This is a genomic window from Donghicola eburneus (assembly GCF_900115865.1).
In the GTDB taxonomy this organism is placed as follows: domain Bacteria; phylum Pseudomonadota; class Alphaproteobacteria; order Rhodobacterales; family Rhodobacteraceae; genus Donghicola; species Donghicola eburneus.
Genome location: NZ_FOXY01000005.1, coordinates 221,158 through 234,533 on the forward strand (window position 1 = coordinate 221,158; position 13,376 = coordinate 234,533).

Here is a 13,376-nt window from a genome sequence, read left to right on the forward strand (position 1 = left end):
GGGCGGCAAATGTGGCAGCGGGCGGGCACTGATGGGGCCATCGGGCGGCGCGGGTGGGGTCGGAATGGGGAATGTTCTGGGCCGCGATATGGCGCTTTCGGGCTGGCACTGTGACGCGTGGCTTCGGGGGCCTGAAAAACTTGGTTGTTTCGTTGTTAACCATTGTGACGCAAGGAAAAATGGCCGGAATGTGACCCTGCAGAAAGCGTTTTGCGGGGGGCCCTTCGTGTGCCAGCACTACTCCAAACGACTATAAAAGCAGTCATGAGGATTAGGGTTATGAGTGGTGCAGTGATGTTCCTGATGGGTCTGGCAAGCCTTGGCATTCTGGGTGGATTGTCGGGCGGCATGGGCTCTGAAGACTCGGGCGAAAGCGATGATGATCGGATCGTCGGTGACGCGGAAGACGACACTCTAGAAGGCGCAGACGGGAACGATCTGCTGCTTGGCGAAGAGGGGAACGATTTGCTGGACGGCGGGCAGGGCAACGACACCTTGCTTGGCAATAGCGCGACCGAAGAGCGCCTTGAGGCGATCGATGCCTTGATGGCGGCCCCGAACCTGACTGCGGAAAACTACGAAGAGCTGAACCACATTCTGTCGGCGGCGCCTGATGACGAGAATGACGGCGACGACTCTTACTACGGCGGCGATGGCGACGATGTGATCTTTGACGGTCACTCGGATCAGGCTGACGCTGACCGTCTGTACGGCGGGTCGGGCAATGACATTATGATGGACTTCGACGGCGCGTCGCGCTTCTACGGCGGTCTGGGAAATGACACCATCGTCGCTGTGGATGGATATGCGCCTGCTGCTAAGGGTGCTGACGTCCTGCGCGGTGACGGCGGAGACGACATTCTGTGGGGTGACGACGGTGACACCATGGCTGGCGGCGCAGGCAACGACCAGTTCAACGTCTATGCGGACTCGCTGATCGAGGATACCGCGCAAGACGGCGAAATCGACGACATGGTTGTGATCGACGATTGGGAACAGGGTGAAGACATCATCTTTGACTACGATCCCATGCACGTTCTAAATGGCACCCAGAGCCAGATCGAGTTGCGCGTTGAAGAAAATACCGACGAGACCGGTGCCTTTGCCTCTGTCTTCCAAGAGGAAGAGGGGTTGCGGGTGGAATTCATGGGCCAAACCGTGATGTTCATAAAACACGCAGACCTGTCGGCGGTGCCTCATATCACGCTGAACCAATATGTGCCCGACTACGAGAACGAAGACTTCGAAACCCTCGGGAACGGGGCTGATAACACCATGGTGGGCGACTCGACGGCTAACAGCCTGAATGGTGGAGACGGCAACGACTGGATTTCGGGTTACGCCGAGAGTGACCTGCTTCTTGGCGGCGCGGGTGACGACACGCTGGATGGCGGGACCGAGAGTGACACCCTGATGGGCGGCGATGGTGACGATCTGCTGAACGGGGATGACGGTGATGATCACCTGAACGGTCAGGCGGGGAACGATACTCTGAATGGCGGCGCGGGTCTCGACTCTCTGGTTGGTGGCACTGGTAATGACTCCATGGACGGGGGCGCAGATGACGACACCCTGATCGCGGGCGAAGGTGACGACACACTGGATGGCGGCGCGGGTCTCGACCTGCTCTCCGGTGGCGCAGGGGCCGACAACATTAACGGCGGCGAGAATGACGACCGGATCACAGGTGACAGCGGCGCGGACACTATTGATGGCGGAGACGGTAACGACTCGATCAATGGCGGAGACGACGCAGACTTAATCTCTGGCGGTTTTGGGCTGGACTACATCCAAGGTGGTGACGGCGCGGATGTAATCGATGGCGGTGCGGACGATGACCAGATTATCGGCGACAGCGGCGCGGACACCATCGAAGGCGGCGAAGGCAATGACACCATCATAGCGGGCACCGGCGAAGATGTCGTGACCGCAGGCAATGGGGACGACAGTGTCGAAGGCGGCGATGACAATGACGTGCTCTTTGGTGACCAGCGGACCTTGGATCAGATTGATGACTTGGATGCGTTGGGGGCACACGCGAACCTGACATTGTCCAACAGCGACGCTCTGCGGGAATTCCTGTCCTCTTCGCCGGATGGGGATAACGACGGAAACGACACCTATATCGGCGGTGCGGGCGACGATATCTTGTATGACGGCTACTCGTTCGCCGAGGTTGACGATGATATCGACTTTGACCGACTCGAGGGTGGCGATGGCAATGACCGGATCTTTGACTTCGATGGTAAGTCCGAACTGAACGGCGGTGCTGGGGATGACGTGCTGGTGGCGGTCGAAGGTTTCGAGGCATCTGCAGCCAAAGATGATGACCCGACGGTCATCGAGAAGTTTGCCGATGTTCTCCGGGGCGGCGACGGAAATGACACTCTGATCGGCGATGATGGCGACACGCTGCAGGGCGGCGCGGGTCAGGACACCTTTGAAGTCTACATCGACTCCGTGATCAAGGATAACGGCCAGCATTTGATGATGGACGACCTGACCACTATTGACGATTGGGAAGTCGGAGAGACCATCATCATTGAGTATGACCCCATGCACTACATGGCCGACGGCCTGAGCGACGAAGAGCTGGAGGCTTTGGAAGCGGATAACCCCGAATTGGAGTTCCGAATGTACCAAGAGGAAGAGGGTGTGAGCATTTACGTTTCTGCCCCGGATCTGGAAGAGGGCACCTACTCACCATGGCAGGTCTTTGTCAAACATACGACGATTGCGGAGCTCCAGCCTCATATCGAATTCCGATCCTACGCGGATCCGACATGGGGGACGATCACCCCGCTCTGACAAGATTTGGTGTGAAACAGGGGGCGCAGTGGCAATTGCGCCCCCTTCGCCTTGCAATGGGCCAGAGGCGCGCATAGGTTCCGCCCGACACATTTCGGGCGCTGCCCGCCGATTACAAAGGAACCATCCCAATGGAAGCATTTGCGCAGTTCGTGCCTCTGATCCTCATCTTCGCGATCATGTACTTCCTGCTGATCCGTCCCCAGCAGAAAAAGATGAAAGAGCACCAGAACATGGTCTCTAACCTGCGCCGCGGCGATCAGGTTGTTACGCAGGGCGGTGTTATCGGCAAGGTTTCGAAAGTCAAAGACGACAACGAAGTCGAAGTTGAGATTGCAGAGAATGTGAAGGTCCGCGTTGTCAAAGCGACCATCACGCAGGTTCTCAGCAAGACCGAGCCTGCCAAGGCCGAGTAATCCGTCACTCGTTTTCAATAAGGGGCAGTCAATGCTGCAACTCGAGTTGTGGAAGCGCATCCTGATCTGGGGGCTCGTGGCCGCCGGATTGGTGCTTGCGCTGCCAAACCTGTTCTACTCTCGCGTGGAACAGTCTAACGATGCCATTGCCGCGATCGAGGCGGGCATTGACACACCGGAAAACCAAGAGATCGCGGCCCAGTGGCCGTCCTTTTTGCCGTCGGGCTTGATCAATCTGGGTCTCGACCTGCGCGGCGGGGCGCACTTGCTGGCCGAGGTCAAGGTCGAGGACGTCTATGCGCAGCGGATGGAGGCCTTGTGGCCCGAAGTCCGCGACGCTTTGCGCGACGAGCGGGCCACTGTTGGCACCATTCGCCTTCAAGAGAGCGCGCCGGGCATTCTGCGGGTACGCATTAGCCAGCCTGACGGCATGGCCACCGCGATCCAGACCGTCGAAGGTCTGGCGCGTCCGGTCACTAGCCTGACCGGCGCTGGCGCGACCGATCTGGCCGTCAGCTCTGACGGCGCCGATGTGGTGGTTCAACTGTCCGACGCTGAAAAGCAGGCGACAGACCAGCGCACGCTGAGCCAAGCGCTGGAAATCATTCGCCGCCGGATCGACGAGGTTGGCACACGCGAGCCGACGATCCTGCGCCAAGGTACCGACCGCATCCTAATTCAGGTGCCCGGTATCGGCAGCGCCGACGAAGTCAAAGAGATCATTGGCACCACCGCGCAGTTGACCTTCCAGCCTGTGATCAGCCGCACCACCAATGCAGAGACCAGCCCCGGCGTGGGCAACGAACTCTTGCCTGCGGTGGACGAGCCCGGCCTATTCTACGTGCTGGAGCAAGCGCCTGTCGTGACCGGCGAGCAGCTGACCGACGCGCAGCCAAGCTTTGATCAGAATGGCCGTCCTGCGGTGAACTTCCGCTTTAATCCCCAAGGGGCGCGCAAGTTCGGCGACTACACGGCGGCCAACATCGGCAGCCCCTTTGCCATCGTTCTTGATGGCGAGGTGATCAGCGCCCCCACCATCCAGAGCCACATTCCGGGCGGTAGCGGCATTATCACCGGTAACTTCACCATCGAAGAAAGCACCAATCTCGCGGTTCTGTTGCGGGCAGGGGCTTTGCCTGCGGGTATGGACTTCCTCGAGGAACGGACCATCGGGCCGGAACTGGGGCAGGACAGCATCGATGCAGGTAAACTGGCCTGTATGGTCGCGGGTATCGCCGTTCTGGTGTTCATGTTCGCCAGCTATGGCCTGTTCGGGATTTTCGCCAACATCGCATTGATCATCAACGTGGCCATGGTTTTCGGCGTTCTGTCGATGCTGGGGGCGACCCTGACATTGCCGGGCATCGCGGGCATCGTTTTGACAATCGGTATGGCGGTGGACGCCAACGTGCTGATTTTCGAACGTATCCGCGAAGAGTTGAAAACCGCCAAGGGTCCGGCGCGGGCAATCTCCTTGGGCTATGAAAAGGCTCTGAGCGCGATTGTCGACGCCAACATTACCACCTTGATCACAGCGGTGATCCTGTTTGCAGCTGGCTCTGGTCCTGTGCGCGGCTTTGCCGTCACGCTGGGTCTGGGCATCATCACATCGGTCTTTACCGCTATATACGTGACGCGCCTGCTGGTCGTCATGTGGTTCGAGCGGAAACGTCCGAGAACCATCGAGGTCTGATATGCGTCTGAAACTCGTACCACAGGAAACAAAGTGGGACTTCTTTGGTCGCGGCAAGCTGTGGCTTGGGATTTCGATCCTGATGATCTTTGTCGCGCTGGCCAGCTTCTTGCTGCAGGGCCTGAACTACGGCATCGACTTCCGTGGTGGTACTACCATCCGGACCGAGAGCACGCAGCCGGTTGATGTGGGGGCCTATCGAGACGCCCTGTCGCCGCTGGAACTGGGGGACATCACCATCACAGAGGTGTTTGATCCCAGCTTCGAGGCAGACCAGCATGTCGCGATGATTCGTATTCAGGCGCAGGACGACACCGAATCTGTCAGCGCCGAGATGATCGCGAATGTCGAAGCGGCTCTGACGACCGTGACGCCTGATGTGAAGTTCCTGTCCGTCGAGAGCGTTGGCCCCAAAGTCTCTGGCGAGCTGATCCAGACGGCCGTACTGGCTGTGATCGCCGCGATTGGTACTGTGCTTGTGTACATCTGGCTGCGGTTCGAATGGCAGTTTGCCTTGGGTGCCGTGGTTGCGCTGGTGCACGACGTGGTTCTGACAATCGGCATCTTCTCGGAGCTGCAGATCCGCTTTGACCTTGCGATCATCGCGGCGCTGCTGACCATCGTTGGCTATTCGCTGAACGATACCGTGGTTGTCTTTGACCGCGTTCGCGAGAACCTGCGCAAGTACAAGAAGATGAGCCTGAAGGACCTGCTCAACCTGTCGATCAACGAGACCTTGAGCCGGACATTTATGACCTCGTTCACCACACTTGTGGCGCTGATTGCGCTGCTGGTTCTAGGGGGCGACGTGATCCGCGGGTTTGTCTTTGCGATGACCTGGGGGATCGTGGTCGGTACCTACAGTTCGATCTTTGTCGCCTCGACCATCCTGCTGGTCTTGGGGGTCAAGCGGGACTGGACCAAGGACAAGGGCAGTCAAGAAGGCAACCAGTTTGCCAATATCGACGCCTAAGTGCACAATGCGAGGCGCGGGTCACTCCCGCGCCTTTTTCTTTGGACGAGCGGAGAGTTTCCAATGCGCATGAACGAAGTGTCCTTTACCGACGCGATGCCCGTTGACGGGTACGGCCCCGGGTTTTTCCGTGTCGGCGGTCAGGTGGTCGAAGGCGCTGTGCTGCTGTCCGATACAGGCATTGCGCCTTGGGGCGGGTATGCGGATGCCGAAAGCCTGATGGCGCTGGTGGGCGACGTGGATGTGCTGTTCATCGGCACGGGCGCGGATGTCGCACATATTCCAGCGGATTTGCGGTCCCGGTTGGAAGAGGCAGGGCTTGGGGTCGAGTCGATGACGTCCCCTGCGGCGTGCCGGACCTATAACGTTCTGCTGAGCGAAGGGCGCCGGATTGCGGCGGCGCTGCTGCCTGTTTGAGGGCAGGGCCTTTGGCGGGCGCTGGTGCCGTGAGTATTTTCTCAAAGCAGAAAGATGCAGGGCAGCGGGTATTGCCTAGGCTGCGGCGGAATGCGCATAAGGTTGCGCTTTTCCTGAATGCGGCGCTGGGGTAGGTCTGTGGCGATGGACCTGATTGTATCTGATCTGACAGTTGCGCGCGGCGGAGTGCCGGTGCTGGAGGGGGTAAGCTTTGTGCTGACCTCTGGTGCGGCATTGGTGCTGCGCGGGCCGAATGGGGCGGGGAAAACCACGCTGCTGAGAACGGTTGCGGGATTGCAGCCACCCATGGTGGGGACGGTTTCTGGCGCCGAAGATAGGATTGCCTATGCGGCCCATGCGGATGGGATCAAGCAGGTTCTGACCGTGGCCGAGAACCTATCGCTATGGGCGGATGTGTTCGGACAGTCGGATGTCGAGCCCGCGCTTGCGGCGTTCAATCTGGGGGACTTGCGGGATCGCGCTGCGGGTAGTTTGTCGGCAGGGCAGAAGCGTCGGTTGGGGCTGGCGCGGCTGATGGTGACGGGCCGGCCGGTCTGGGTTCTGGACGAGCCGACAGTATCGCTCGATGTGGCATCGGTTGCGCTCTTTGCAGATGCCGTTCGGGCGCATCTGGCGGCTGGTGGCAGTGCGCTGATGGCGACCCATATTGATCTGGGGCTTGAGGCCGAGGTGCTGGACGTGACGCCGCACAAGGCCGTCTTGAGCACTGCGATCGAAGATTTTGACGAGGCCTTTCTGTGATTGCACTGCTGGTACGTGATCTTCGCCTTGCGGTGCGGGCAGGGGGCGGCTTTGGGCTGGGACTTGCGTTCTTTTTGATCGTGGTCGTGCTGGTGCCCTTTGGCGTCGGGCCGGAAAGTGGGCTGCTGTCCAAGATCGCGCCGGGCGTGCTGTGGATCGGGGCCTTGCTGGCCTGTCTGCTGTCTTTGGACCGGATTTTCGCGCTGGACTGGGAGGACGGATCGCTGGATTTGCTGGCGACTGCGCCTGTGCCGCTGGAAGGGATCGTGTCGATGAAGGCGCTTGCCCATTGGTTGACTACGGGCTTGCCGCTGGTGCTGGCCGCGCCTGCGCTCGGGGTGCTCTTGAGTTTGCCCCAACAGGGCTATGTGTGGCTGGTTGCGTCGCTGGCTATGGGGACCCCTGCGCTGAGCGTGATCGGGACGTTTGGCGCGGCGCTGACCGTGGGGATCAAGCGGGGCGGGCTGCTGCTTTCGCTTTTGGTGCTGCCGCTTTATGTGCCGACGCTGATTTTCGGCGCAGAGGTGGCGCGCCGCGGGGCCGAAGGGTTCGAGGTCATGACCCCGCTCCTGATGCTTGGGGGGATCACCTTTGGCACCCTCGCGCTTTTGCCATTTGCCAGCGCTGCCGTTTTGCGCATTAACCTGAGATAAGCCCGTCCGGGCCACCGATCTGGAAAGGGAGCTTTCATGTCGATCTGGCAATACGCCAACCCGAAGAAATTCATGGATACCACGGGGCCGCTGCTGCCGTGGATCGGCGGCGCGTCGCTCTTGTGCATTGTGACGGGGCTGGTCTGGGGCTTCTTCTTTACCCCGGACGATTACCGTCAGGGCTCGACCGTCAAGATCATTTACCTGCATGTGCCGTCGGCGCTGATGGCGATTAATGCGTGGTTCATGATGTTGGTGGCCAGCCTGATCTGGCTGATCCGTCGCCACCACGTGAGCGCGCTGGCGGCCAAGGCGGCGGCGCCTGTGGGCGCGACCATGACCGTGATTGCCTTGTTGACCGGCGCGATTTGGGGCCAGCCCATGTGGGGGACTTGGTGGGCTTGGGATCCGCGTCTGACGTCGTTCCTTGTGCTGTTCCTGTTCTATCTGGGCTACATGGCACTGTGGGCAGCGATCGAGAACGACGACACCGCCGCCGACCTGACCAGCATTCTGTGCCTTGTGGGGTCGGTCTTTGCGGTGCTGTCGCGCTATGCGGTGAACTTCTGGAACCAAGGGCTGCATCAGGGCGCGTCCCTGAGCCTGGATAAAGAGGAGAACGTGGCGGACGTGTTCTACTATCCGCTGCTGGTGTCGATTGCGGGCTTTGTCCTGCTGTTCATCTTCCTTGTGTTCCTAGGCACCCACACTGAAATCCGGGCGCGCCGTATGCGTGCGCTGCTGGCACGGGAGAGAATGGTTTGATGCCTGATCTTGGGAAATATGCGGACGCGGTTCTGTCGTCCTATGCGCTGTCTTTGCTGCTCGTGTTCGCTTTGGTCGGATGGGCCGTGATGCGGTCGCGCAAGACCCGCGCGGCGCTGGCAGAGGTGGAAGAGAGGATGAAAGGCCGTGGCTAAGTTGTCTCCTTTAATGATTTTGCCGCCCGTGATTTTCGGGGGGCTGGCCGCCATGTTCTATGTGGGCATGATGCGCGAAGACCCCGAGAGCCTGCCGAGTGCGCAGATCGGGCGCGAGGTACCGGTGGTTTCGGTGACGCCGCTTGGCGGGGATCTGCCCTTTACCATCGAGGATCTGAAGGATGGCGAGGTCAAGCTGGTGAACTTTTGGGCCAGCTGGTGCGCGCCGTGTCGGGTCGAGCATCCGATGCTGACGGACTTGGCTGAGGAAGGCATTCCGATCTACGGCGTGAACTACAAGGACAAGCCAGAAGCGGCGATGAAGTTTTTGGCCGAGCTTGGCAATCCTTATTCCGCGATCGGGGCGGATGAGTCGGGCCGGATGGCGTTGGAGTGGGGCGTTTATGGTGTGCCCGAAACTTACTTGATCAACGGCGATGGCCAGATTGTCACGCGGATCGCGGGCCCGCTCTTGGAACGGAACGTGGCAGACACCCTTCGTCCTGCCATCGAAGCGGCCCAATAACATTGTCAAAAGGAGCGCGCCTCAGGGTGAGGCGCGCGCTCTATCTGTCTGGGATTGCGGTGCAATCCGGTGCTAGCGGGTCATGCTGTTCTGAATGACCACACCTTTCCACCCAAGGCCGGGGTACGTTTCAAAACCCGGCGTGTCGTGGAAGCCTATAATTTGGTGATTTTCCACGTAGTAGCCTGCGGTTTGCGCTGGGTTCCGGCGTAGGGGGAAGGTTTCCAGCAAGATGCCCTCTTCGTCCGATGACGCGATCACGCGGTTGTTCCGGTCAAGGATCAGGACGCGCACACCCGCATCAATCATGCGCTGGTCGAGACGGACCCCTTGCACAACCGAGCGCGCTTGGCTGGCCCAGTCAAAACACGTCGCCATGATCCCGATGGGCTTGCCGTGGGCGTCTCCGTTCTCTCGGATCAATGTGGCGTATGTCAGGGTCTGCTGCCCTTTGAGCAGCCGAGAGACGACAACTTCGTCCGCCACATAGTCATCCCCTGTGGCAAGGCGCAGGCTGTTGGCGAACCACGGCATATCACGGACCGAGGCGCCAGTGACGCTATAATTGTCGGGCCGTCCATTCGCGACGATGCGCCCATCTAGATCACAGACCCAGATATCGAGGTAGATGTTATAGGCGTCCAGAATGACCCCGAGCCGCTTGCTGGCATGGGCGGCGCGCTCTTGCGTCGGATTGGTCAGACAGTCGACAAAGCTGCTGTCAGTGGCCCACCAACGCACGTCACAAGTCCGTTCGTAGAGGTTGCGGTCAAAGACGTCGATGGCGTTGTAGGCCAGATCGACCACACGCTCGCCGGTGGCAGATCGCTCCATCTCGGCGACCAGATTGCGCAGCACGGACAGCTCATTGCTGAGGTTGTCCTCCAGGCCCTTGGCGATGCCGTTAATCTCTTCTCCGACCGCGCGCACTTCGTCCGCGACAACGGCGAATCCGCGGCCATAGGGACCGGCCTTGGCGCTTTCGATTTTGGCGTTTAGGGCCAGCATCGTCATTTGGCTGGTGATTTTCTGGATGGTGTAGGCGTTCTTTTCGGCGTTGCGGGCAAGGTCCAGCGTCTTTTGCGAGACTTCGTCCATCGAAACCTTTTGTGGCGCGGCAGCGAGGTGGGGGGCCAAGTCAAGCGACGTCATCATGTTCATGGTGGGTGTCCTGCGTGAATGGTGTTACCCGCTCCAACGGCCGGTTTTGACGTCCTTTAGTGTGGGGTGCGAAATTAATCTCATTTCCAAATAGGTTTGCGCCGAATGCCTATTTTACACGCAAAAAGGGCGCCCGAAGACGCCCTTTTCATCATGGTATGTGCGGCCGATTAGGCTTGTTTGGCAAGGTTGCGCAGCACGTAATGCAGCACGCCGCCGTTCTCGACGTATTCCTTCTCGGGGGCCGTATCGATGCGGCACTTCAGGGTGATCGTTTTGGTCGAGCCGTCGCCATAGGTAATATGGCAGGGCACCTCGGCCAAGGGCTTCACGTCGTCCAGACCTTCGATGCTGACGGTTTCGTCGCCCTTCAGCTCCAGCGTCTTGCGGGTGTCACCGCCTGTGAACTCGAACGGGATCACGCCCATACCAACCAAGTTCGAACGGTGAATGCGCTCGAAATTCTCGGCGATTACGGCTTTGACCCCAAGCAGCGCAGTCCCTTTGGCTGCCCAGTCACGCGAGGAGCCCGCGCCGTACTGTTCGCCGCCAAAGATCACCAGCGGGGTGCCTTGGTCCTGATAGGCCATCGACGCCTCATAGATGGTGGTCTGTGCGCCATCGGGTCCCTTGGTATAGCCACCCTCGACGCCGTCCAGCATCTCGTTCTTGATGCGGATGTTGGCAAATGTGCCGCGCATCATGACCTCGTGGTTGCCGCGGCGCGAGCCATAGCTGTTGAACTCGCGGACGGGCACCTGATGATCCAGAAGGTATTTGCCCGCAGGCGTGGTGTCCTTGAACGAGCCAGCCGGAGAGATGTGGTCGGTGGTCACCATATCGCCAAGGATCGCCAAGACGCGCGCGCCCTCGATATTGGTGATCGAGCCCTTCTCAGGCGACATGCCCTGGAAGTAGGGCGGGTTCTGGATGTAGGTCGAGCTTGCGGGCCAGTCATAGGTTTCGCCACCCGACACCTCGACACCTTGCCATTTTTCGTCGCCCTTGAAGACGTCCGCATATTTCGACTGGAAGCTTTCGCGGGTCACGGTCTTTTCGACCAGTTCCGCGATTTCTGCGTTCGAGGGCCAGATATCCTTGAGGTAGACATCGTTGCCGTCTTTGTCGGTGCCGATCACGTCAGTCGCGATGTTGACGTTCATGTCGCCGACCAGCGCATAGGCCACCACTAGCGGCGGCGAGGCCAGATAGTTCGCGCGCACGTCCGGCGAAATGCGCCCTTCGAAGTTGCGGTTGCCCGACAGGACCGAGGTCGCGATCAGGTCGTAATCGTTGATCGCCTTGGAGATCGGTGCGTCCAATGGGCCCGAGTTGCCGATACAGGTGGTGCAGCCATAGCCCACAAGGTTGAACCCGATGGCATCTAAATCCTCTTGCAGACCGGCGGCCTCTAGATACTCGGACACAACCTGCGAGCCCGGTGCCAGAGACGTTTTGACCCAAGGTTTGCGGTTCAGCCCCAGTTCGCGGGCTTTGCGCGCCACCAGACCAGCGCCGATCATCACATAGGGGTTCGAAGTGTTGGTACAGGACGTGATCGACGCAATCACGATCGAGCCGTCGTGCAGCTGATAGGCGCCGTCGTCGGTCTTGTACCAACCCTTTTTGTGGTGCCCTTCGTCACCGGGGATGTCGTGGGGTTCAGGCGCGCCGCCTTCACCTTCCCAGCGCACTTCTTCCTTGCCGCTGGCGTCTTTGCCTTCGCGGATGCCTTGGACGAACTTGCCGAACTCGGTGCCGGCTTCGGTCAGGGCGATGTAGTCCTGCGGGCGCTTCGGGCCCGAGATCGCAGGCACGATGGTGCCCATGTCCAGTTCAAGGGTCGAGGTATAGACAGGCGCGTAATCCGCATCACGCCAGAAGCCGTTTTCCTTGGCGTAGGCTTCGACCAGTGCGATCCGGTCCTTGTCGCGGCCCGTCTGCTCCATGTAGCGCAGGGTTTCCGCGTCGATGGGGAAGAAGCCGCAGGTCGCGCCGTATTCAGGCGCCATGTTTGCGATGGTTGCGCGCTGCGCCAGCGGCAGGTTGTCCAGACCCTCGCCGTAGAATTCGACGAATTTGCTGACCACTCCGTGTTCGCGCAGCATTTCGACGACCTTGAGAACAAGGTCGGTGCCGGTGGTGCCTTCGACCATCTCGCCAGTCAGTTTAAAGCCAACAACCTCGGGGATCAGCATCGAGATCGGCTGGCCCAGCATGGCGGCCTCAGCCTCGATCCCGCCGACGCCCCAACCCAGAACCGCCGCGCCGTTGACCATGGTGGTGTGGCTGTCCGTGCCGACCAGCGTGTCAGGATAGGCCACAGTCTCGCCGTTCTGGTCCACATCGGTCCAGACAGTCTGTGCCAGATATTCGAGGTTCACCTGGTGACAAATACCCGTTCCCGGCGGCACCACGCGGAAGTTTTCAAACGCGGTCTGACCCCATTTCAGGAACTGATAGCGTTCGAGGTTCCGTTCGTATTCGCGGTCCACATTCATCTGGAACGCACGCGGGTTGCCGAATTCGTCGATCATGACGGAGTGGTCGATGACCAGATCCACGGGGTTTAGGGGGTTAATCTTCTGCGCATCACCGCCAAGCGCCTTGATCCCGTCGCGCATCGCGGCCAGATCGACGACCGCCGGAACGCCGGTAAAGTCCTGCATCAGAACGCGGGCAGGGCGGTAAGCAATCTCTCGGGGGTTCTTGCCGCCCGCGGTGGCCCATTCGCCAAATGCCTTGATGTCGTCGGTCGAGACGGAAAAGCCGTCATCCTCGTAGCGCAGCAGGTTCTCAAGAACCACTTTCAGCGAGGCGGGGAGCTTGGAGAAATCACCAAGACCGGCATCGGTCGCGGCTTGAATGGAGTAATAGGAAACGGTCTGGTCGCCGACCGACAGAGTACGGCGTGCTTTGACGCTGTCTGTTCCGACTGTAATGGGCATGAAATGGGCCTCCCTTTCAATCATGAGGGGTATCGCAAAAAATTATGTGGTCATGCTGCGCTCAGGATCAAGAGATCATCCCGCGCGACACAGCCTGCC

At 59.8% G+C, this 13,376-nt stretch carries 12 protein-coding genes; 10 read left to right on the forward strand and 2 right to left on the reverse strand.

Features of this window, described 5'->3' with window-relative positions:
• The first annotated feature begins 279 nt into the window (after positions 1 to 279).
• From BM225_RS10835 to BM225_RS10880, 10 genes are all read left to right on the forward strand, one after another.
• Positions 280 to 2,808 (forward strand): calcium-binding protein, encoded by a 2,529-nt coding sequence (locus tag BM225_RS10835; RefSeq protein WP_072706619.1) that lies wholly within the window; start codon positions 280 to 282, stop codon positions 2,806 to 2,808.
• Positions 2,809 to 2,939: 131 nt separating this feature from the next.
• On the forward strand, positions 2,940 to 3,224 hold the full coding sequence (yajC, locus tag BM225_RS10840) for a preprotein translocase subunit YajC (protein WP_072706618.1): 285 nt from the start codon (positions 2,940 to 2,942) through the stop codon (positions 3,222 to 3,224).
• Positions 3,225 to 3,255: 31 nt separating this feature from the next.
• Positions 3,256 to 4,917, forward strand: coding sequence for a protein translocase subunit SecD (gene secD / locus BM225_RS10845; RefSeq protein WP_072706617.1), 1,662 nt, complete (start codon positions 3,256 to 3,258; stop codon positions 4,915 to 4,917).
• 1 nt (position 4,918) lies between these two features.
• Positions 4,919 to 5,890, forward strand: a complete 972-nt coding sequence (gene secF, locus BM225_RS10850; protein ID WP_072706616.1) for a protein translocase subunit SecF — start codon at positions 4,919 to 4,921, stop codon at positions 5,888 to 5,890.
• 63 nt (positions 5,891 to 5,953) lie between these two features.
• Positions 5,954 to 6,307 (forward strand): Mth938-like domain-containing protein, encoded by a 354-nt coding sequence (locus BM225_RS10855; RefSeq protein WP_072706615.1) that lies wholly within the window; start codon positions 5,954 to 5,956, stop codon positions 6,305 to 6,307.
• Positions 6,308 to 6,451: 144 nt separating this feature from the next.
• A complete protein-coding gene (ccmA, locus tag BM225_RS10860) occupies positions 6,452 to 7,069 on the forward strand; it encodes a heme ABC exporter ATP-binding protein CcmA (protein WP_072706614.1) in 618 nt (205 codons plus the stop codon).
• Entirely contained in the window at positions 7,066 to 7,722 is a 657-nt protein-coding gene (gene ccmB / locus BM225_RS10865) for a heme exporter protein CcmB (protein WP_092464371.1), read from the forward strand. Before ccmA ends, ccmB begins: the two co-directional genes overlap by 4 nt.
• 36 nt (positions 7,723 to 7,758) lie before the next feature.
• Complete coding sequence (locus BM225_RS10870) at positions 7,759 to 8,487, forward strand: heme ABC transporter permease (RefSeq protein WP_072706612.1); 729 nt, start codon at positions 7,759 to 7,761, stop codon at positions 8,485 to 8,487.
• Positions 8,487 to 8,642, forward strand: coding sequence for a heme exporter protein CcmD (gene ccmD / locus BM225_RS10875; RefSeq protein WP_072706611.1), 156 nt, complete (start codon positions 8,487 to 8,489; stop codon positions 8,640 to 8,642). The genes BM225_RS10870 and ccmD overlap by 1 nt, the downstream gene beginning before the upstream one ends.
• Positions 8,635 to 9,168, forward strand: a complete 534-nt coding sequence (locus BM225_RS10880) for a DsbE family thiol:disulfide interchange protein (protein ID WP_245780459.1) — start codon at positions 8,635 to 8,637, stop codon at positions 9,166 to 9,168. The genes ccmD and BM225_RS10880 overlap by 8 nt, the downstream gene beginning before the upstream one ends.
• 72 nt (positions 9,169 to 9,240) lie before the next feature.
• Here BM225_RS10880 and BM225_RS22290 read toward each other — a convergent pair whose 3' ends face one another.
• Both BM225_RS22290 and acnA read right to left on the reverse strand, forming a co-directional pair.
• Positions 9,241 to 10,329 (reverse strand): methyl-accepting chemotaxis protein, encoded by a 1,089-nt coding sequence (locus BM225_RS22290; RefSeq protein ID WP_083595680.1) that lies wholly within the window; start codon positions 10,327 to 10,329, stop codon positions 9,241 to 9,243.
• Between the two features lie 170 nt (positions 10,330 to 10,499).
• Positions 10,500 to 13,277, reverse strand: coding sequence for an aconitate hydratase AcnA (gene acnA, locus BM225_RS10890; RefSeq protein ID WP_072706609.1), 2,778 nt, complete (start codon positions 13,275 to 13,277; stop codon positions 10,500 to 10,502).
• Positions 13,278 to 13,376 lie beyond the last annotated feature (99 nt).